General features: G+C 66.0%; 22 protein-coding genes. 12 read left to right on the forward strand and 10 right to left on the reverse strand.

Annotation, left to right across the window (positions count from 1 at the left end; translation table 11 throughout):
* Positions 1 to 2: 2 nt before the first annotated feature.
* The 3 genes from purT to QOL68_RS14115 all read right to left on the reverse strand — a co-directional run bounded on the left by purT (position 3) and on the right by QOL68_RS14115 (position 3,041).
* Positions 3 to 1,181, reverse strand: a complete 1,179-nt coding sequence (purT, locus tag QOL68_RS14105) for a formate-dependent phosphoribosylglycinamide formyltransferase (protein ID WP_282949829.1) — start codon at positions 1,179 to 1,181, stop codon at positions 3 to 5.
* A gap of 70 nt (positions 1,182 to 1,251) precedes the next feature.
* Positions 1,252 to 2,487, reverse strand: coding sequence for an MFS transporter (locus QOL68_RS14110; protein WP_282949828.1), 1,236 nt, complete (start codon positions 2,485 to 2,487; stop codon positions 1,252 to 1,254).
* Positions 2,488 to 2,549: 62 nt separating this feature from the next.
* Positions 2,550 to 3,041, reverse strand: a complete 492-nt coding sequence (locus QOL68_RS14115; RefSeq protein WP_282949827.1) for a GFA family protein — start codon at positions 3,039 to 3,041, stop codon at positions 2,550 to 2,552.
* Between the two features lie 245 nt (positions 3,042 to 3,286).
* Here QOL68_RS14115 and QOL68_RS14120 point away from each other — a divergent pair, with 245 nt between their 5' ends.
* The 3 genes from QOL68_RS14120 (at position 3,287) to QOL68_RS14130 (ending at position 5,667) form a co-directional block, all read left to right on the forward strand.
* The gene (locus QOL68_RS14120) at positions 3,287 to 3,778 is read left to right on the forward strand and encodes a DUF302 domain-containing protein (RefSeq protein ID WP_282949826.1); all 492 of its coding nucleotides are present in this window, start codon (positions 3,287 to 3,289) and stop codon (positions 3,776 to 3,778) included.
* A complete protein-coding gene (locus QOL68_RS14125) occupies positions 3,775 to 4,716 on the forward strand; it encodes a YeeE/YedE thiosulfate transporter family protein (protein WP_282949825.1) in 942 nt (313 codons plus the stop codon). The genes QOL68_RS14120 and QOL68_RS14125 overlap by 4 nt, the downstream gene beginning before the upstream one ends.
* Before the next feature lie 63 nt (positions 4,717 to 4,779).
* Positions 4,780 to 5,667 (forward strand): LysR family transcriptional regulator, encoded by an 888-nt coding sequence (locus tag QOL68_RS14130; protein ID WP_282949824.1) that lies wholly within the window; start codon positions 4,780 to 4,782, stop codon positions 5,665 to 5,667.
* Between the two features lie 2 nt (positions 5,668 to 5,669).
* On the opposite strand, the gene QOL68_RS14135 is transcribed toward QOL68_RS14130, so the two are convergent.
* Together QOL68_RS14135 and QOL68_RS14140 are read right to left on the reverse strand one after the other, a co-directional pair.
* Positions 5,670 to 6,059 (reverse strand): carboxymuconolactone decarboxylase family protein, encoded by a 390-nt coding sequence (locus QOL68_RS14135; protein ID WP_058455415.1) that lies wholly within the window; start codon positions 6,057 to 6,059, stop codon positions 5,670 to 5,672.
* Between the two features lie 127 nt (positions 6,060 to 6,186).
* Positions 6,187 to 6,636 (reverse strand): cupin domain-containing protein, encoded by a 450-nt coding sequence (locus tag QOL68_RS14140; RefSeq protein ID WP_058455414.1) that lies wholly within the window; start codon positions 6,634 to 6,636, stop codon positions 6,187 to 6,189.
* Positions 6,637 to 6,867: 231 nt separating this feature from the next.
* Between QOL68_RS14140 and QOL68_RS14145 the strand changes: the two genes are divergently transcribed.
* The 6 genes from QOL68_RS14145 to QOL68_RS14170 all read left to right on the forward strand — a co-directional run bounded on the left by QOL68_RS14145 (position 6,868) and on the right by QOL68_RS14170 (position 11,949).
* Complete coding sequence (locus tag QOL68_RS14145) at positions 6,868 to 7,689, forward strand: 3-hydroxybutyrate dehydrogenase (RefSeq protein ID WP_283404324.1); 822 nt, start codon at positions 6,868 to 6,870, stop codon at positions 7,687 to 7,689.
* 145 nt (positions 7,690 to 7,834) lie between these two features.
* Positions 7,835 to 9,103 carry an NAD(P)/FAD-dependent oxidoreductase gene (locus tag QOL68_RS14150; protein ID WP_282949822.1) on the forward strand — a complete coding sequence of 423 codons (1,269 nt, stop codon included), beginning with the start codon at positions 7,835 to 7,837 and terminating at the stop codon, positions 9,101 to 9,103.
* Complete coding sequence (locus QOL68_RS14155) at positions 9,100 to 10,233, forward strand: patatin-like phospholipase family protein (RefSeq protein WP_058455412.1); 1,134 nt, start codon at positions 9,100 to 9,102, stop codon at positions 10,231 to 10,233. Before QOL68_RS14150 ends, QOL68_RS14155 begins: the two co-directional genes overlap by 4 nt.
* 106 nt (positions 10,234 to 10,339) lie before the next feature.
* Positions 10,340 to 10,618 (forward strand): BufA1 family periplasmic bufferin-type metallophore, encoded by a 279-nt coding sequence (locus tag QOL68_RS14160; RefSeq protein WP_204993700.1) that lies wholly within the window; start codon positions 10,340 to 10,342, stop codon positions 10,616 to 10,618.
* Positions 10,619 to 10,685: 67 nt separating this feature from the next.
* Entirely contained in the window at positions 10,686 to 11,405 is a 720-nt protein-coding gene (locus tag QOL68_RS14165) for an HvfC/BufC family peptide modification chaperone (protein ID WP_204993701.1), read from the forward strand.
* Between the two features lie 61 nt (positions 11,406 to 11,466).
* A complete protein-coding gene (locus QOL68_RS14170; RefSeq protein ID WP_058455409.1) occupies positions 11,467 to 11,949 on the forward strand; it encodes a RidA family protein in 483 nt (160 codons plus the stop codon).
* A gap of 51 nt (positions 11,950 to 12,000) precedes the next feature.
* Here QOL68_RS14170 and QOL68_RS14175 read toward each other — a convergent pair whose 3' ends face one another.
* Genes QOL68_RS14175 through QOL68_RS14185 form a run of 3 tightly spaced genes read right to left on the reverse strand, consistent with a single transcriptional unit; the run spans position 12,001 to position 13,798 of the window.
* Complete coding sequence (locus QOL68_RS14175) at positions 12,001 to 12,525, reverse strand: group I truncated hemoglobin (protein WP_282949821.1); 525 nt, start codon at positions 12,523 to 12,525, stop codon at positions 12,001 to 12,003.
* Between the two features lie 10 nt (positions 12,526 to 12,535).
* Positions 12,536 to 12,847: a DUF3034 family protein gene (locus QOL68_RS14180; protein ID WP_231729338.1), complete on the reverse strand. Its 312-nt coding sequence runs from the start codon at positions 12,845 to 12,847 to the stop codon at positions 12,536 to 12,538.
* Between the two features lie 48 nt (positions 12,848 to 12,895).
* Complete coding sequence (locus QOL68_RS14185) at positions 12,896 to 13,798, reverse strand: LysR family transcriptional regulator (protein ID WP_282949820.1); 903 nt, start codon at positions 13,796 to 13,798, stop codon at positions 12,896 to 12,898.
* Positions 13,799 to 13,897: 99 nt separating this feature from the next.
* Between QOL68_RS14185 and QOL68_RS14190 the strand changes: the two genes are divergently transcribed.
* Positions 13,898 to 14,272, forward strand: coding sequence for a nuclear transport factor 2 family protein (locus QOL68_RS14190; protein ID WP_282949819.1), 375 nt, complete (start codon positions 13,898 to 13,900; stop codon positions 14,270 to 14,272).
* Entirely contained in the window at positions 14,269 to 14,484 is a 216-nt protein-coding gene (locus QOL68_RS14195) for an SDR family oxidoreductase (protein ID WP_282949818.1), read from the forward strand. The genes QOL68_RS14190 and QOL68_RS14195 overlap by 4 nt, the downstream gene beginning before the upstream one ends.
* Positions 14,485 to 14,846: 362 nt before the next feature.
* Here QOL68_RS14195 and guaA read toward each other — a convergent pair whose 3' ends face one another.
* Positions 14,847 to 16,433: a glutamine-hydrolyzing GMP synthase gene (guaA, locus tag QOL68_RS14200; protein WP_282949817.1), complete on the reverse strand. Its 1,587-nt coding sequence runs from the start codon at positions 16,431 to 16,433 to the stop codon at positions 14,847 to 14,849.
* A gap of 195 nt (positions 16,434 to 16,628) precedes the next feature.
* Between guaA and QOL68_RS14205 the strand changes: the two genes are divergently transcribed.
* Positions 16,629 to 19,064, forward strand: a complete 2,436-nt coding sequence (locus tag QOL68_RS14205) for a TonB-dependent receptor (RefSeq protein WP_282949816.1) — start codon at positions 16,629 to 16,631, stop codon at positions 19,062 to 19,064.
* On the opposite strand, the gene QOL68_RS14210 is transcribed toward QOL68_RS14205, so the two are convergent.
* On the reverse strand, positions 19,061 to 20,116 hold the full coding sequence (locus QOL68_RS14210) for a glycosyltransferase family 4 protein (protein ID WP_282949815.1): 1,056 nt from the start codon (positions 20,114 to 20,116) through the stop codon (positions 19,061 to 19,063). The two genes, QOL68_RS14205 and QOL68_RS14210, sit on opposite strands and share 4 nt — an antisense overlap.

Below are 20,116 nucleotides of genomic sequence, written 5' to 3' on the forward strand. Positions count from 1 at the left end.
TGTCAGCGATACTCGATCGTCAGCTTGGCCGCCGCCGCGACCGCCGCCGCACGCGCCTCGTCGGTCGAGCCGACTTCGACCTTCGCGAGTGCGACGCCCATGCGGCGGTAGGGGCGGGTGACGGGCTTGCCGAAGATACGGGCATCGACCGAGGTCGCCGCATTGGGAGCGGTCAATGCGTCGGCGAGGCCGGTGATCGCGAAATCCTGCGCGTCGCGGTCGGCGAGCAGCACCGCGCTGGCGCTGGCGTCGGGAACGTCGATCGCGGGGATGGGCAGGCCAAGGATCGCGCGGGCGTGGAGGTCGAATTCGGACAGCGCCTGCGAGATCAGCGTGACCATGCCGGTGTCGTGCGGGCGGGGTGACAGCTCAGAGAAGATGACCTCGTCGCCCTTCACGAAAAATTCGACCCCGAAGATACCGTGCCCGCCGAGCGCGTCGACGACCTTGGTTGCCATATCTTGCGCACTCGCGAGCGCAGCATCCGACATCGCCGCCGGCTGCCAGCTTTCGCGATAATCGCCGCGCTCCTGCCGGTGACCGATCGGCGGGCAGAAAGCGACGCCATCCTTGTGGCGCACGGTCAGCAGCGTGATTTCATAGTCGAAGTCGATGAAGGCTTCGGCGATCACGCGCAGGCGGTCGCCGCGCATTCCGGCGGCGGCATAATCCCACGCGGCATCGATCCCCTCGGCGTCCTTGACCGTGCTCTGCCCCTTGCCCGACGAGGACATGACGGGCTTTACGACGAGCGGAAATCCGATGCGTGCGGCGGCGGCGGCGAGTTCCTCGCGGCTCGTTGCATATTCGAAGGTCGAAGTTTTCAGGCCGAGTTCGCTCGCGGCAAGGTCGCGGATGGCATCGCGGTTCATCGTCAGCTGCGCCGCGCGCGCCGAGGGGACGACGTGGAAGCCCTCTGCTTCGACCTCGGCGAGGATTTCGGTACGGATCGCCTCGACCTCGGGCACGATGTGGTCGGGCTGGTGCCTTTCGATTGCGGCGCGCAGCGCGTCGCCGTCTAGCATCGAGAAGACCTCGTGCTCGTCGGCGACCTGCATCGCGGGGGCGCCGTCATAGCTGTCGCACGCGACGACATGGCAACCGAGCCGCTTTGCCGAGATCACGAACTCGCGCCCGAGTTCGCCCGAACCGAGCAGCAGGATTTTGGCGGTGGGGGTCATGGGCGCGCTCCGTCGGTGGCTGGAATGCGGCGGCTCTAGTCGCGCGCGCCGGGATTCGCCAGTGCGGGTTTCAGATGTCGAGGGTGCGGATTTCGGGGATCAGCACCCACCAGAGCAGAGCGCCGAGCGCGGCAAGCGCAGCCGCGGTCGCGAAGGCATAGGTATAGCCACCGAGATAATCGACGATCAGTCCGGTGATAATCGGTCCGACGATCCCCGACACATTGCCAAGCGCGTTCTGGACGCCGACCCAGCTTCCCGCTGCGCGCGGACCGGCAAAAATCTGCGCGACCGCAAACAAGTTGGTCGCGATCAGCCCGGTTCCGAAACCCGCGAGCGCGAGCCATATCCCGAGCATCAGCGAGCTTTCAGCGACCGCGATCCCCGCGATCGCCGCAGCGGTCGCGAGCTGGCCCGCGATCATCAGCGAGCGGCGAAGCTCGCCCTCGTTCGCGCCCCCGGCCACCATCCGATCGGAGAACCAGCCGCCTGCGAGCGCGACGACACCCTGCGTCGTGAAGCTCAATGTCGTCAGCGCGGTCATCTCGGCGATCGAATAGCCGCGCGAGTTGACGAGGTAGAGCGGTAGCCAGGCGAGGACGAAATAAAAGCCGTAGTTGGACAGGAAATGCACGAACCCCATGCGCCAAAGCGTTGGAATACGGAGCAGGCCGGTGATCGACACGCGCTCGCCGGGCGGAGCGACGATGCTTTGGGCGCGAAGCGGGGCGGAAGCGATTTGCCAAGGTACGAGCCACAAGAGGGTACCGAGCCCGAACACCCAGAACACCGCGCGCCATCCCCATCCGCCAAGGATGACGCCGCCGAGCAGGACGCCGACGGCCGGGCCGAAGGCGAGCGCCGCCGACACCGATGCATTGGCGATTCCGCGCCGCTCGACCGGAACTTCGGCAGCGAAAATCTTGCTGCTGCCCGGAAAGGCGATGCTCTCGCCGAGCCCGAGGAACAGCCGCAACAGGACGAGCGAGGCGAGCCCGCCGACGAAACCGGTGAGCGCGGTGCTGATCGACCAGATTGCGACGCCGAACGCGAAGACCCGATAGACGCAGTAGCGGTCGCACAGCCAGCCTACGAACAGGCAGGCGGGCGCATAGACCCAGAAAAAGGCGGACACCGCGACCCCGAAGCCGGTCGCGGTGAGTTGCAACTCGTCCTTCATCAGCGGCGCCGCGACGCCGATCGCGCCGCGATCGACGTAGTTGAGCAGGACCGACAGTGCGATCAGCGCGACGACCCACGTCAGTCGTGCGCGGCTGATGCGCGTTCCGATCGGCAGTGTCGCCATTCGCAAGCCCTCCCCAAAGCCATGAGGGAGATATCACAGGCGACGGGGAGGCGCTTGACGAATTATGCGGGCCAGTGCGGCGTGTCGTGGTCGGGATGCTGGTGATTGCTCGCCTTGATCGCGTCGGCGACGCTGCTCATCGTCTCTTCGGTGGTGCCTTCTGCGCTGATCGGCAGGTCGGCGAAGAGGGCAAGCTGGCCTTCGACGCCGAACTGCATCCGCGGCGCGAACTTCGCGGGTTCGTCGAACGAGCCCGTCGTCAGGTTGATGTGCTTGCTGTCGAAATAATCATAGGTGAGCGGCGTGCCGCAGTCGTGGCAAAAGCCGCGCGCGGCCTTGTCCGAACTGTTGAAGGTCGCAGGGCTCCCGCGCGTCCAGGTCAGCGCATCACGCGGCACCCCGATCAGCGCCGCGAAGAAATTGCCGGCGGCCTTCTGGCACATGCGGCAGTGGCAGATGTGCGACGTGTCGAGCACCGCGGTGACATGCCAGCGCACCGCCCCGCACTGGCAGCCGCCCGAGGCTTCGGTTTCGATGCGTTGGGGGCTGTCCATCTCTTCTCACTCCGGTTGAACTGTCCGATGGTCCTTTAAGCACCGAAACAGCGGCGGGGAAATTATCTCGTCGAAAACTGTTCGCCACCCGTCTGCCGAATCTCCGCAATCGGCCGGTCGGCGGCAGAATTGCGGGCGCGGCGCTCCAATAGCGGCCGTGCATCGAACCGATAGCCAAGGGCGATTTTCCTGCGCGGCGGCGGGGCGCGATAACGCCCGCGACAATCTTTCGCAGGAGTTCGCCCATGAACCGCTTCAAGTTTCTGATCCCGCTATTCATCTCCGCTTCCTTCGTAGCGGCCGTCCCGATCGCTCATGCACAGGGGGCGCCCGTCCGCGCCGAAACAGCCGCCGATGTCCTCTCGCTGCGTAGCGCCAACAGCTTCGACGAAACGGTCGCGAAGCTTACCGCCGATGTCGCTGTGAAGGGCATTCGCCACTTCGCGACGATCGACCAGGCCGACCTCGCGCGCGGCGCGAACCTGCCGCTGAAGCGCTCGACGCTCGTCCTGTTCGGCAACCCGCCGCTCGGGGTGCAATTCCTGCAATCGAACCCGCTGGCAGGGCTCGACTGGCCGGTGCGGATGCTCGTGACCGAGGACGCTGCGGGCGCCGTCACCGTGTCGTGGACCGACTTCGGCGCGATCGCCAGGCGCTACCGCATCACCGACCGCGCCGCGCAGTTCAAGATGGCTGGCGAGGTCGCCGCCTCGATTGCGAGCGCCGCCACGCAATGATCCCCTCCGCCGGCATCCTTGCCGTTGCGCTCGTCTCCGCCGCGCTGATGGGGCTCGCCATCCAGCGCGGTGCGACCTGTATGGTGGCCGCGGTCGATGAGGCGATCAGCGAGCGGCGCTTCGGTCGCGCCGCCGCGCTTGCTGAAGCCGCGATCTGGGTTGGCGGGCTCGCTGCGATCGCGGCGGCGGCGGGATGGCTGCATATGACTCCCGCCGCCTATGCTGTCACTGGCTGGACCGTCGCGGGCGGCGTGCTGCTCGGTGTCGGCGCGTGGGTCAATCGCTCGTGCGTGTTCGGCGCGGTCGCCCGGATCGGGGCGGGGCAATGGGCGTGGCTGGCGACGCCGGTCGGTTTCTTCCTCGGCTGCCTGATTCCGGTGGAGGTACCGATGGGCCATGCGGGATCATCGTTCGGCGCCGGGCCCGACGGCGTAATCATCATGGTGCTGTTCGCGCTCCTCGCTATCTGGCGCGTCATCCAGGCGATGTCGGCCCGGCATATCGGACGCCATCTGTGGCACCCGCACCGAGCGACGCTGCTGATCGCGCTGACCTTCGTGACGACGCTGCTCAGCGCGGGCTATTGGGCCTATACCGACGCGCTAGCAGCGCTCGCGCGGTCGATGGATGCGATGCTGTCGCTGCGCGTGCTGATGGTCGCCGCGCTGTTCGGCGGAGCGGTGGCGGGCGGCGCGATCGCGGGCAAGCTGCGCCGCGAGCGACCGCGCGGTCCGGACGTGCTGCGCTGCCTCGTCGGCGGCGCGCTGATGGGGATCGGCGCCTCGCTCGTGCCGGGAAGCAACGACGGGCTGATCCTGCTCGGGCTGCCGGCATTGCTGCCGCATGCGTGGGTCGCGGTCGCGACGATGGCGCTCGCCATCGCGCTCGCGATCCGGCTTTCGGCTGTAACCGGCGAGGCTCGCACCGCGAAGCCTTGAAAACTGGCGGCCGCGCTTGGTTGCTGATAGTCTTGATGCCGCGTTGCCTTGGGGACGACGCTTATGGAAATGCAACAGATCCGCTATTTCGTCGCGCTCGCGCAGACGCTCAACTTCACGCGCGCGGCGGAACATTGCAATGTCAGCCAGCCCGCGCTGACTCGCGCGATCCAGCAGCTCGAGCATGAACTCGGCGGGCCGCTGTTCCACCGCGAGCGCAACAACACGCACCTGTCCGAACTCGGGCGGATGATGATGCCCTATCTCGAAAGCGTCGCCGAAAGCGCGCGCGCGGCCAAGGCGGCCGCAGCGTCGGCGAAGAAGGCCGAGCATGTCACGCTGACCCTGGGGGCGATGTGCACGATCGGTCCCGATCTGGTCGCCGACCTGATTGTCCGTTTCCGGGCCGCGCATCCCGATATCGAGGTGCGGGTGATCGACGGCGAGGCGTCGATGATGATCGACGCGCTGGAAAAAGGCGATATCCACCTGAGCCTTGTCGGCGTGCCCGACGATTTGCCCGAGCAGTTCCATCAGCTGCCGATCTTCGAGGAACGCTTCGTCATCCTGTTGCCGCCGGGGCATCGCCTTGCCGAACGCAACGCGATCCGGGTCGCCGATCTCGACGGCGAACCCTATGTCGGGCGATCGACTTGCGAAGTGTTCAAGACGGTCGCGCGCGATTTCGCGAAGCGGCAAGTCTTTCCGAAAAAGGTGTTCAGTTCGCCGCGCGACGAATGGGTTCAAAAGATGATCAAGGCGGGTCTCGGCTTTGGCTTTTTCCCCGAGTCCAGCGTCACCGATCCCGACCTGGTGGTCCGGCCGCTGATCGAGCCCGAATATAGCCGCACGGTCTATCTCGCGACGGTGCGCGGCCGCCCGCATTCGCCCGCGGTGGGCGCGTTCGTCCGCGAGGCGCGGCGGCACGGCTGGCCCGCGCTCGCGGTCTGAGATCAGCAGCAGTCGGAAGAAGCGCCGGCGGATTCGACAAGCAGGTCGTGGCAGTCGGCGATGGCGTCGATCGCCATCGCGACACCGGCATGGGCGGCGGTCTGGATCAGCACCTCGATCACCTCCTCCTTGCTCCAGCCGACATGGAGCGCGGCCTCGACATGCTGGCGAAGCTGCAATGTCGATCGGCCGAGCGCGGCGAAGGCGGCGATCGCCGCCATTTCGCGCACCCGGAGGTCGAGCCCGGGGCGGGCAAAAATATCGCCATAGGTGAAGCCGACGGCGGTTCGCACGAAGTCGGGCGCGACTTCGGCGGCGCGGTTGCGGCGCTCGTCCTGCGTCGATCCGGTTTGCGAGAGGATGTCGATCCCGGTGCGATAGGAGTCGGTCAAATCAGTTTTCCTTGGGCAAGGATATGGGGCGCGAAAACGGGGACGGCGCGGCTCCGGCGACAATGCGCCGGGGCCGCGCCGGGAGCGGTCCGGGACGGAGGCTTGGACACACTCGCTTGGCCCTGGGTCAGTCGCGCGCCTTGACGTCGGCCGACAGGAGCACGGCAGGAGTCTTTCCGTTGTTGCGCCACCAGTGGGAAATACCGTCGGACTCGCTCGAGATGTCGCCGGCGGCGTGGTCGATGCCGACCGAGCAGCTGCTGCGATATTCGGTGACCGCGCCTGACACGACGATGATCAGCGCGGGGCGTCCGGCGTGGCTGTGAAGCGGGACGATGCCGCCCGGCTGGACGACGAGGCGGCGCATCCTGAGGTCGCGGTTCGCAACGCCGATTTCCTTGGCGAGGTCGACCGAACCGATCACGGTGTCGGTGACGTTGGAGGGCGCGGTCGGCGCGCCGTCGAGCGCGTTGGCGGCTGTCTTGCCCGCGGGGCAGGTGCCGGCGAAGGCCGGGGTCGCGGCCACGAAGCTGGCCGTTGCGGCGAGAACCGCGAGGGTCATGCGATTGAACGTCATTGCGATATTCCTTTTGCCTGAAAGAAAACTGAAGCCCCGGAAAGCGGCGACGCCGACGCAGGGGAGCGGGGGTCGGTAACGGCTGCGCCGCTTCCCGGGGCTTCATCAAACTAGCCGGGGCCCCGCCGCGCGGACATTCGATTGTCCGCATCGTTTCGATGCACGAACGGCATTTCAGCGGCCGGGTCGGCGTCGGCATAGTTTCTCCCGACCCAATGGAGGAGAAGCATGATGACGGTTCAGCCGCTGGCCGAACTCAAGCCCGCCCGGTCGCTCGCCGGGCGCGTTGCCATCGTTACCGGATCGACGAGCGGGATCGGCCTCGGTATCGCCCGCGCGCTAGCCGCCGCGGGCGCCGACATCGTGATCAACGGGCTCGGCGATACCGCGCAGATCGAAACGGTGCGCAGCGAGCTTGCTGACGCGCACGGCGTCCGGGTGGATTATGACGGCGCCAACCTGCTGCAGCCCGATGGCGCGGTGGCGCTGGTCGACAACAGCCTGTCGCGCTTCGGTCGCGTCGACATCCTCGTCAACAACGCCGGCATCCAGCACGTCAGCCCGATTGAGGATTTTCCAGCGGATAAATGGGACGCGATCCTGGCGCTCAACCTGTCGGCCGCCTTCCACGCGATCCGCACCGCCTTCGGCCCGATGAAGAAAGCGGGCTGGGGACGCATCATCAACGTCGCTTCCGCGCACGGCCTCGTCGCCTCGCCCTTCAAGAGCGCCTATGTCGCCGCAAAACATGGCATCGTCGGGCTGACGAAAACCGTCGCCCTCGAAGGCGCGCGGCACGGCGTGACCTGCAACGCGATCTGCCCCGGCTATGTCTGGACGCCGCTGGTCGAGAACCAGATCGGCGATACCGCGAACGCGCGCGGGATCAGCCGCGAAGAGGTGATCGAAAACGTCCTCCTCGCCGCGCAACCGAGCAAGAAATTTGCGAGCGTCGACGAGCTCGGCGCGCTGGCGGCGTTCCTCTGTTCGGAGGGTGGGCAGTCGATCACCGGCACCGCGCTGCCGGTCGATGGCGGATGGACGGCGCAATGACGCTCCCGGCCAGAATGCGCGCGCCGTTGCCGCCGCACCTTGCCGCTTTCTTCGTGTCCAGGCCGGTGCAACCGGCGCCGCGCGGCGAGGGGGCTGTCCCCCCGCGCGGCGTCCCGGTCCGGTTCTCGTGGCGAAGCATCGGGCGATGAAAACCGGCGGCTCCCCCCTCCATGTCGTGATCGTCGGTGCCGGCTTCGGCGGCCTGGCCGCCGCACGCACGCTCGCGCGCGGCAATGTGCGCGTGACGCTGGTGGACCAGCGCAATCATCACCTGTTCCAGCCCTTGCTCTATCAGGTCGCGACGGCCGGACTGTCCCCGGCCGATATCGCGGCGCCGATCCGCTCGATCCTGCGCCATCACAAGAATGTCCGCGTGCTGCTCGACACCGTCGTCGACATCGACGCGGCGGAACGCCGGGTACTGCTCGCCAGCCGCCGCACGCTGCGCTTCGACCGGCTGATCGTCGCGACCGGCGCGCGGCACAGCTATTTCGGGCGCGAGGAGTGGGAGGCGCACGCCCCCGGTATCAAGTCGATCGACGACGCGACGACGGTGCGCCGCAAGGTGCTGATCGCGCTGGAGCGCGCCGAGACCGAGCCCGATCCCTTGCGGCGGCAGGCGTTGCTGACCTTCGTCATCGTCGGCGGCGGGCCCACCGGCGTCGAGATGGCGGGCGCGGTCGCCGAGCTTGCGCGGCGATCGGTGTCGCAGGATTTCCGCAGCATCACGCCGCATTGCTCGAAGGTGCTGCTGGTCGAGGCCGGCCCGCGCCTGCTCGCCTCCTTTCCACCCGCGCTGTCGGACAAGGCGCGAAAGGCGATCGAGGATCTCGGCGTCACCGTGATGACCGATCAACGCGTCAGCGCGATCACCGATGCCTATATCGAAGTCGGCGGGACTCGCGTGCCGACGCATACCGTCGTCTGGGCGGCAGGGGTTCGCGCCTCGCCTGCGGCGACGTGGTTGAATGTCGAAGCCGATCGCGTCGGCCGCGTCGTCGTCGATCCCGACCTGTCGGTACCGGGGCATGACGGCGTCTACGCGATCGGCGACACTGCCGCTTTCACCGATGCCGCGGGGCGTTGCCTGCCCGGCATCGCGCCGGTCGCGAAGCAGCAGGGACGCCATGTCGGCGAGCAGATCCTGCGCGGCCGCACAACGCCCTTCCGTTACCGCGACTATGGCAATCTTGCGACGATCGGTCGCCACCGTGCGGTCATCGATTTCGGCTGGCTGCGGCTGTCGGGCGTGTTCGCGTGGTTCGTCTGGACCACGGCGCACATCTTCTTCCTCGCGGGCTTTCGCAACCGGCTGCTCGTCGGTGCGAACTGGCTCTGGAACTACCTCACTTTCGAACGCGGCGCGCGGCTGATCACCGGTGGCGACGCCTCGCTGCATGGAGACCAAGCATGAATCTTTCCAAGGAACTCGAAGCGCACGGCCAACAGGTGCTCGTGCTGCAGGGCGGCGGCGCGCTCGGCGCCTATCAGGTCGGTGTCTATCAGGCGCTCCACGAAGCGGGGGTCGAGCCCGATTGGGTGATCGGGACATCGATCGGCGCGATCAACGCCGCGATCATCGCCGGCAATGCGTTCGACGACCGGCTCGACAGCCTCACCGAATTCTGGCGCCGCGTCGAACATGGCCATGTTTTCGACGAAGCGCTGCCCGCGCAGGTCGCGAGCTTCTTTCGCAACTTCACGACCGTGGTCGGCGGCCTGCCGACCTTCTTTACCCCGAATCCCGGCGCCTTCGGCAGCGTCTATGCGACACTCGGCGCCGAGCAGGCGGGCTATTACTCGACCCAGCCGCTGCGCACGACACTCTCCGACCTGATCGACTTCGACCGTATCAACGGCGGCGACATGCGGCTGACGGTCGGCGCATCGGCGGTGACGACAAGCGAGATGCATTATTTCGACTCGCGCGACCGGCCGCTGTGCCTCGACCATGTCATGGCGTCGGGCGCGCTGCCGCCGGCTTTCCCCGCGGTGCGGATCGACGGCGAGCTTTACTGGGACGGCGGGATCCTCTCGAACACGCCGGTCGAGGTCGTGTTCGACGACAATCCGCGCCGCGATTCGATGGTCTATGCGGTCCATATCTGGAATTCGCACGGACCCGAGCCCGAGACGATCTGGGACGTGATGAACCGCCAGAAGGATGTCCAATATGCGAGCCGCGCAGGCACGCACATCCGCCGCCAGCGACAGCTCCACCGCCTCCGCCACGTTATCACCGAACTGACCGCGCTGCTCCCCGACGGAAGCCGCGCGAAGCCGGGCGTCGCCGAACTGGCGGCCTATGGCTGCCCGACGCGGATGCATGTGATCCGGCTGCTGGCGCCCGCGCTCGCGAACGAGGATCACAGCAAGGATATCGACTTCAGCCCGTCGGGCATTCGCCAGCGCCGCGAGGCAGGATATGCCGACACGATGCGGACGCTGGAGGCGGCGCCGTGGCGCGGCGATTTCGACCCGCTCGAAGGCTTCATCCTGCATGAGGCGATCGGCGGCCACATGGTCGAGCCGACCTGCGGTTGACGGCTTTCGCATCGAAACGATGCGCTCTGGGTAGCGGACGCGGCACCCGTTTTGGTCGAAAGAACGGATACGCCCTTCAGGCGCCAACAACGGAAAGGTTTTCATCATGAACAAGTCGACCATTGCGCTTGCCGCCGCCACCCTCTCGGTTCTCGCCACCGCCGCCGTCCATGCGGGCCCGGTCGCGCCGCAGCCTGGCAAGGACAAATGCTACGGCATCGCGCTCAAGGGCAAGAATGACTGCGCTGCAGGCCCGGGTACGAGCTGCGCCGGGACCTCGACCACCGATTATCAGGGCAATGCCTGGAAATATGTCGCGAAGGGCAGCTGCGCGAAAATCAGGACGCCGAAGGGCGTCGGCTCGCTGACCCCCAAAAAGCGCTGACGCGCCAATATCTTCGAGGCGTCGCGGCCCTGCGCCGCGACACCCATCCTGTGGAGAGGATGCTATCATGTCTGATCTTGCTGCCGTCCGGCGGACGGTCGCCGACACGCGCTCGCGGTCGTGCGTATCGCACGCCGCCTATCATGCGATTCCGTCGGCCGCCGCCGCCGAAGCGCTCGCCGCAAATTATCCGGTGGTCGGCGCGATCCTGGGACATCTGTCCTTTGCCGACCTCGCGGCCGAGTTCGTCGCGGAAGTGCCGCCGACCGACCCGAACCTTGCCGCCTATGGCTGTCGCTTTCCAGAATGGATCGTGGGCCGCAAGCTGGGCCGCGTGTTGCCCTATCTGTCGTCGGTCGCGGCGATCGATCGATTGCGTCAAGCCGCGGCGCGTGCGCCCGCCGACACGCCGGTATCGCGGGACGTCATCGCGGCCATGACAGCCCAGCAATGGTCGTCGAGCCGCGTCAAACTGCACGCCGCGACGCGTTTCGGATGGTTCGCGGTACCCGCTCCGTCGATCTGGCTCGGCCATTTCGCACCGTCGCGTGCCGAGGTTGCGACCGAATGGAAAGCGGAAGGGGTGCTGATCACCCGTCCAGCCGACCGCGTCGAGGCCCGCCGGATCGGCCCTGCCGCACACCGTATCCTGTCGGGCCTGCGCATCGGTGAAACGATCGGCGTGTCCACGGCGGCTGCGCACGCGCTCTATCCCGGCGCCGACATCACCGGGACGATCCATGATATGCTGGACAGCGGAGCGATCGCGGCGCTTCGCCCGCGCTAGCGCCTGAGGCGGGCCAATCCGCGCACGCCATCCCGTGACCATCGTCGATAAGGAAAAATCAATGCTGCTTTCCCTGCTCGCAGCCGCCGGCGCCGCGATACAGCCGGCCGCCGGCGCGACCGAAGAGCCTTATGCGCGCACGTCGCAGAATGTCATCGTCCCCGTGCAACGCGAACGCCAACGCGATCTGGAAGAATGGGGCTATGCGGACGCGGTTGTCGACGGAGACCGTGTTTGGCTGTCGGGTGTGGTGGCGGGGCTTCGCCCGGACGAGACGATCGCCGATCAGGAGGCCGCTTTCGAGCGGGCTTTCCAGAGGATCGGCGACGTGCTCGAACGTTCGGGGGCGGGCTTTGACGGTGTGGTCGAGATGACCAGCTTTCACACGGACATGCCCGCGCAAATCGAAGTCTTCAAGAAGGTGAAGCATCGCTATATTCGCGGACCATTCCCCGCATGGACCGCGATCGGCGTGACCCGCTTGGTCCCCGATCGCGGGTTGGTCGAAATCAAGATCGTCGCGCGCCGCAGGCCGGGAATCTGAAAGATCCGCACCGGCCCAGACTGACTTGGAACTGGCAGTCCTTGGGCGGATTTACCGCACGATTACGTCCCCCGACATCGGCGCCAGCTTGCTCAGGAACCGGTTCTGCGCGGCGAAGGCGATGTCTTCCTCACGCATCGCGGCCTGCAGATTTTCTACCAGCGCGTTCATGTCGCGCATCCGGATGCCCAGATCCTTGTGCGATGCCGCCATGTCGCGGCCGCTGTAATCGCACCCGGCGTTCAGGATATAACAGAATTGTTCGAACAAGGTGCGTTTCAGCCGGACCATGTCGTGCGACACAAAGATTGCGGCGATGCGCGGATCGGCTTCCGACAATTCGACCGTGCGGCTGGCGATGCGGCGGATCCCGTCCTGTCCGCCAAAGGCCTCGGCCATCGCGGTGTCGGCAAAGGGCGTTGCGCCCGCATTGCGATTGTCCCGAACATAAGGGTCGACCGGCAATTCGCCGGTGGCCGGGTCGCGCTGCTTTTCCTCGACACCGAATTCCTTGTCCCAATCGGTGGGCGGTTCGGCGGCGGGTTGCAGGAGCAGGGCGGCAGCGATCAGAAACATGGCGGACCCCTTAAAAGGCGAGCTGGGCGGACAGGAATCCGCCGCGCTGCTTGTCGAAGGTGGCGATCGAGCCGAGATCGACATAAGCCGCGGTGACGGTAAGGTTTCTTGTCAACGCATAGGCCGCGAACAGATCCCACCAATCATTCTCGCGCGCGATCGCCAGATTGTCGGGCTTGGTGCGATATTCGCCGCCGATCACTGCGCGGCGCGACAGCTGATAGGCGACTGACCCTTCGAACTGCACCGAATGCGTGTCGTTGCCGGCGGTTCCGAAGCCGAGCAGCCCGCAGCTTCCCGACTTTTGGGGAACGGCGGTCATCGTGAATGGTGCGTTGAGACCCGACCGTATCAACTTGGCCAAGCGCCGCTAATTCTTCTTCCCCAATTCGCGTGCGAGCAAAAGAAATGCGGAGAGGCCGGCTGAAGGGTGACGCCTCCCGGGGTAATATAGGCAAAGCCCAGGGAAGGGCGGTGTCCAGTCTGCGAGCAGGCGGACAAGTGTCCCTTTTTTGATATCTTGGACGACGTCCTGTTCGAAAAAGAAGCCGATGCCCAGGCCGGCCCGGACCGCGGCAAGGGATAGCGGAAGGTCATCGAAGGTCATGGGCCCGCTCACCTCGACCTGCGCCGTGTCGCCGCCTTTTGCGAAATGCCAGCGGTAGAGCGAGCCATCGGGAAGGCGAACGCGGATGCAGGCGTGGCCGGCAAGATCGGTCGGTATCGACGGATGCGGTCGCTCGGCCAGATAGGCAGGTGAGGCGACGACGGCAAAGCGCTGGGCCTCGCCGAGGGACAGCGCGATCATGTCGGACGGCACAAGGGAAGCGACGCGAACGCCCAGATCGAAACCTTCGGCGACAATATCGCGCAGCTGCCCTTCGGTCACCAGATCGACATGCATGTCGGGGTAGCGGCGGGCATATGCGAGGATAAGATCGGTGAAGACGGGCGAGCGCGCGGCGAAGGGTGGCGCGTTGATGCGCAGTATGCCCGTCGGCGTCCCGCGGCGCTCGCGCACGATCTCGATGGCGTCGCGGACATCCTGAAGGGAGGGGCCGAGGCGATCGACGAAGATCCGTCCAGCGTCGGTCAGTGCCACGCTCCGCGTCGTCCGGTTGAACAGCCGCACCCCAAGCTCGGCTTCGATCCGCGCAATCATATGGCTGAGCGCGGTCGTCGACATGTCCAGATCGATGGCCGCCTGCCGGAAGGATGCCCGCCGCGCCACAGCGATCACGGCATCAAAATCTCGAAGCGCCAATCGGTTCATTATCCCGAATCCTTCATCATATCATCCAAAATTGACCTACTTATTCGTACAATGTTCAAGCACTAATTGGGAGGCAAGCCAAACCGAAGGAGACACGAGATGCAGACCAGTGCCCACGACAATCAGCGCGGCGGCGGCGAAGCGCTTCTCGACGCGTTGCCGAAACCCATCGCCGATTATATCGAGGCCAACGCACGGCTCGACGTTGACGCCATGCTGAAGCCTTTTGCCGCCGATGCGGTGCTCTTCGACATCGGGCGTCCGCACGCGGGCCAAGCAGCACTCCGGACCTTGTTCGAACAGGAAGTCGTGGCCGTGAAAGCAATCTTCACGCCGAACAGCCTCCGTCATGAAGACGGCAAGGTTGTCGTCGAAGGGCCCGCCCATGGCGACTTCAAAGGCAGCCCGATCCGCTTCACCTACGCCTTTACGCTCGAAAACGAGACCATCAAGGCGCTGGAGATCACGCTGTGAGCATCCAGGCTGATCCGAACGAATTTGCGGGGAAGCGGGTGCTCGTCAGCGGCGGCACCACGGGTCTCGGTCGCGCCACCGTCGATCGCTTTCTCGCCGGCGGCGCCCGGGTCATCACCGCGGCCCGCGACAACCCCGAGCCCATCGGCGGTGTCGAGTTCGTCCGGGCCGACCTGACAACGGGGGTGATCTCGGTAAGAAGACTGGCTTGATCGGAAGCAACTCCCGTGCGGAAATCGACCGTCGCATAGCTCGCGTGCTGTCGGCCATGGGAGCCGCTTGCAGCCATTTCTCGCCGAACTGGCCAAAGCTCTTTGCTTTCTTGATGCGCCTCTTTTCTCGCTGCTATGCAGACGGTAGTCCACACACAAAGGAAATCGTGCAGCGGGGATTGACCAGCACATACGTGCCATCACGGTCCGAGACCTCCCCGACTGAAAAATACCGTCAGCCGGTCCGCTAGAAACGAAGGCTGCCCACCGATTGTCGTCGATCGATATCGACAACAAAATAAATTTTTCAAATAGTTGGAATTCGAAGTTGGACATGGTTTCGGGGCTTTTCGTGCCCCGAATCATTCCCATTCGATCGTGCCCGGCGGCTTCGACGTATAGTCATAGACCACGCGGTTGATGCCTTCGACCTCGTTGATGATGCGGGTCGCGCAGCGCGACAGAAAGCTCGCGTCGAAGGGATAGATGTCCGCCGTCATGCCGTCGGTCGAGGTGACGGCGCGGAGCGCGCAGACGCTGTCATAGGTGCGATAGTCGCCCATCACGCCGACGGTGCGGACCGGGAGCAGCACCGCGAACGCCTGCCAGATCGCGTCGTATAGGCCCGCGTTGCGGATTTCCTCGAGATAGACCGCGTCGGCCTTGCGCAGGATGTCGCAGCGTTCCTTCGTCACCTCGCCGGGGATGCGGATCGCGAGGCCGGGGCCGGGGAAGGGGTGGCGGCCGACGAAGATGTCGGGCAGCCCCAGTTCCCTGCCGAGCAGTCTTACCTCGTCCTTGAACAGTTCGCGCAGCGGTTCGACCAGCTCCATGTTCATGCGTTCGGGCAGGCCGCCGACATTGTGGTGGCTCTTGATCGTGACGCTCGGCCCGCCGGTGAAGCTGACGCTCTCGATGACGTCCGGATAGAGCGTGCCCTGCGCAAGGAAGTCGGCGCCGCCGATCTTCTTCGCCTCTTCCTCGAACACGTTGATGAATTCGCCGCCGATGAACTTGCGCTTCGCCTCGGGGTCGGTGACGCCCGCGAGGCCGCTCATGAAGCGTTCCTCGGCGTCGACGACCACCAGCGGGATATTGTAATGGTCGCGGAACAGGCGCTCGACCTGTTCGCGTTCGTTCATGCGGAGCAGGCCGTGGTCGACGAAGACGCAGGTGAGTTGCTCGCCGATCGCTTCGTGGATCAGCACCGCCGCGACCGCGCTGTCGACGCCGCCCGACAGGCCGCAGAGCACGCGCTGGTCGCCGACCTGTTCGCGGATCTCGGCGATCTTGGTGGCGCGAAACTCGGCCATCGTCCAGTCGCCCGCGCAGCCGCAGACGTGGCGGACGAAATTGGCGATCAGCTTGGCGCCGTCGGGCGTATGGACGACCTCGGGATGGAATTGGGTGCCGTAATATCGGCGCTCATCATTGGCGATCACCGCGAAGGGCGCACCGTCGCTGACGGCGACGATGCGGAAGCCGGGCGCGAACTCGGTCACGCGGTCGCCGTGGCTCATCCACACCTGGTGGCGTTCGCCGACGCTCCACAGCCCGTCGAACAGCACGCAGGGTTCGGTGACGGTCAGGAAGGCGCGGCCGAACTCGCCGTCGCGCTCGCCGTCGACGCCGCCGGGTTCAACGCGGCCGCCGAGCTGCTGGCTCATCACCTGCTGGCCGTAGCAGATGCCAAGGACGGGCAGGCCGCTGTCGAAGACCGACTGCGGCGCGCGCGGGCTGCCGTCGGCGGGAACCGATGCGGGCGAGCCCGAGAGGATCACGCCCTTTGGCTGCATCCGCGCGAGCGCGGCTTCGGCGGCGCTGTACGGGACGATCTCGCTATAGACGCCGGCTTCGCGAACGCGGCGGGCGATAAGTTGGGTGACCTGGCTTCCGAAGTCGATGATCAGGATCGATTCAGGGGCGATGGGAGAGTCGGGAGTCGGCATGGCTGGCCGATAAAGAGGCGCGCCCCTGCTGTCCAGCGGTCGATATCGGTCGTTCGTGGAACGGGGGTGGCCCCGACACATTGTTGCGACAATTGCGACATAGCTGAACCGCGAACAAAGAGCCGTGTCAGGCCGCGTTAAGCCCCGGCGTGGCAAGAAAAAACCAAGATAGACAAAGAACAAGGCCTCTCCCCAATGAAAAAATATCGCCTCTCCCTTTCCACGCGCGCGATCTTGCTGGCCGCAGGCGCGTCGCTGGCGATGCCCGCGATGGCGGAGGAAGAAGGAGCCGCTGCCGCCGTCGCGGTTGCCGATCAGCCCGCCGCCGATCCGGCGCCGTCGGCGGCCGACGACGATTATGACGATATCGACGGCGACGAGATCGTTGTCACCGCGCCGCGGCTTGCCGGCCAGCTCGAGACCGATATCGCGGCCGAGGCCGAACTCGATGAGGCCGCGATCGCGAGCTATGGCGTCTCCAACGTCGCCGACCTGATCACCGCGCTGGCGCCGCAGACGCGCTCGGGCCGCGGGCGCGGAAGCGGCCGGCCGGTGATCCTGGTCAATGGGCGCCGTATCGGCGGCTTTGGCGAGGTGCGGAACCTGCCGCCCGAGGCGATTGCGAAGGTCGAGATTTTCCCCGAGGAAGTCGCGCTCCAATACGGCTATTCGGCCGACGAGCGCGTGGTGAACCTCGTGCTCAAGCCCAATTTCCGTCAGCTTGCGATCGAGGCCGAGGGCGGCATCCCGACGCAGGGCGGCCGCTTCCAGAGCGAGATCGAACCGAGCTTCGTCGCGATCGGCAAGAACGGCCGCGTCAATCTGAACGGCGGTTGGGAGCACAGCACGATGCTCCTCGAAAGCGAACGAAATCTGGGAGACACCGGGCGCAGCCTGCTCCCCGAATCCGACACTTATTCGATCGACGGCACGATCCAGCGCAGCCTCAACAAGGTCACCGACGCGTCGCTCAACATTCGCTTCGACCAGACCGACAGCCTGTCGTTCCTGGGGCCGCGGAACGGCAATGTCGACGATCCGCTGACCCGTGACAGCCGCAGCACGAACCTGACCTCGACCGCGAGCGTCAATGGCATGCTCGGCGACTGGCGCTGGTCGCTGTCGGGCAATTATGCCGATGCCGACCAGCGGACCTTCACCGACCGCGACAGCGGCGCGCGCGACCGGTTCGACAGCAGCCAGCAGACCTTTGGGGGCAGCGGCAATCTGTCGGGCACCGTGACCGAGGGCTGGGCGGGGCCGATCCGCCTGTCGATGACGGGGAGCTATTCGGGCATCCGCTACGACAGCCGCTCCGAACGCTCGGGCGCGATCACGACGAGCGACCTGGGCCGTGACCTGCCGAGCGTGTTCGGGTCGCTGACGATTCCGTTGCTCGATCCCGATTATAATGTGGGAAAGATCGGCACAGTGTCGCTGACGCTCAGTGGTCAGGCGGCGAACCCCAGCGATTTCGAGTCGCTGACGAGCTGGGGCGCAAACCTCAACTGGGGGATCACCCGGAATTTTTCGCTGATCGCCAGTTTCAACAGTGACGAGGCCGCACCCGGCATCCAGCAACTCGGCGCAGCGCCGCTGGTGACGCCTGCGGTGACCTATTACGACTTCGCGACCGGCCAGACGGTCGAGATCACGACGACGACGGGCGGCAATCCCTTCCTCCGCGCGGAGCAGCGCCGCGACCTCAAGCTCGGGCTGAACTGGTCGCCGCCGATGGTCGACGGGCTGAATGTCTCGGTCAATTACAACCGCAACAAAAGCAACGACACGGCGAACAGCTTTCCGCTCCTGACCCCCGAGATCGAGGCGGCGTTCCCCGACCGCGTGACGCGCGATGCGAACGGCGTCCTCGTCGCGCTCGACCAGCGGCCGGTCAATTTCGACCGCACCGAAAATTCGCAGATCCGTTGGGGGTTCAACTTCGGCAAGAGCTTCGGCCAGCCCGCGCAGGGCGGGCCTGGTGCGGGGCGCCCGGGGGGCGGCGCGGCGCGCGGCGAGGGCGGTCCGCCTCCCGGCGGCGGGGCTCCCGGCGCCGAGCGTCCGCGCGGCCCCGGCGGTCCGGGCGGCGGTGGAGGCGGCGGTTTTCGAGGTCGCGGTCCCGGCGGTGGTCCGGGTCTGTTCGGCCAGCCGCAGGGCGGGCGCTGGCAGGTGTCGCTCTATCACACGATCAAGCTGACCGACACGGTGCTGATCCGGCCGGGCGTGCCCGAACTCGACCTCCTGAACGGATCGGCCACGGGCAATGGCGGCGGCAGTAACCGTCATCTCGTCGAGCTGGACGGCGGCGTCTTCTACAAGGGGCTCGGCGCGCGCGTCAGCGCGAAATACGACAGCGGCAGCACAGTCACCGGCGGCAGCGCGGGCGATCTGAAGTTTGGCGACCTTGCGACCTTCAACCTGCGCTTTTTCGTCGATTTCAGCCAGAAGCCCGAAATCACCAAGAGCCTGCCGTTCCTGAAGGGATCGCGCCTGCGCCTGTCGGTCGACAATCTGTTCGATGCCCAGCGCCGCATCACCGACGCGAACGGGTTGGTGCCGATCAACTATCAACCCGGATACACCGACCCCCTGGGCCGCTATATCGAACTTGAGTGGCGCAAATCCTTCTAGGCGAGGCTGGGCGTTCCGATCAGGGGTTCGGCTTCCGAAGCCGCACCTGACGGGACGAAGGTCAGCGCCTGCACGAACTGTGCGGTGCAGGATTCCCAGCTGTAACGCGCGCCGAGCGCGGCGGCGTCGGCGCGGTTGCAGGCGAGCGCTGTAGCGATCGCGCGATCGAGATTCTCGTCGAGCGCGCCCGCGCCGTCGCGGACGATGTCGCCGGGACCGGGAACCGGATAGGCGGCGACCGGCGTGCCGCACGACAGCGCCTCGATGACGACAAGCCCGAAGGTGTCGGTGCGGCTCGGGAAGACGAAGACATCAGCGCCGGCATAGGCCGCGGCAAGCGTTTCGCCGCCGAGTTTGCCGAGGAACCGGGCTTCGGGATAGCGCGCCTGAAGTTCGGCAAGCGCAGGGCCGTCGCCGACAACGACCTTCGTGCCGGGCTGCGCGGTTTCGAGGAAAGCCTCGATATTCTTCTCGACCGCGACGCGACCGACGTAGAGCTGGATCGGACGTCGCAGGCCCTCGAATGCAGGGGGCGCGCGGCGGTCCGGGCGGAACAGCGCATGGTCGACGCCGCGCTCCCACATCATCGTTTGTGTCAGGCCCTGATCGGCAAGCTCGTGCGCGAGGCTGCGCGTTGCGACCATGATATGCTGCGCCGGGCGGTGGAACCAGCGGATGAAGCGCCAGACGAAATCGGACGACACCGGCAGGCGCGCCGCGACATATTCGGGAAAGCGCGTGTGGTAGGCCGTCGTGAAGGGGAAATTGTTGCGAAGGCACCAGCGCCGCGCTGCGAGCCCTAGCGGACCCTCGGTCGAGATATGGACCGCCTGCGGGGCGAAGGCGCGGATGCGCTGCCCGACTGCGCGCCTTCCTGCGAACGCCAGGCGGATTTCGCCATAGGTCGGACAAGGAATTGAACGGAACAGGTCGGGCGAGATAACCCCCACCTCGTGTCCGTCGGCGCGCAGCCCGGCGATCGTTGCCTGCAGGGTCCGCACGACACCGTTGACCTGCGGGGCCCAGGCGTCGGTGACGATCAATATCCTCAC

The organism is Sphingopyxis sp. Geo25 (genome assembly GCF_949769135.1).
Classification (GTDB): Bacteria; Pseudomonadota; Alphaproteobacteria; order Sphingomonadales; family Sphingomonadaceae; genus Sphingopyxis.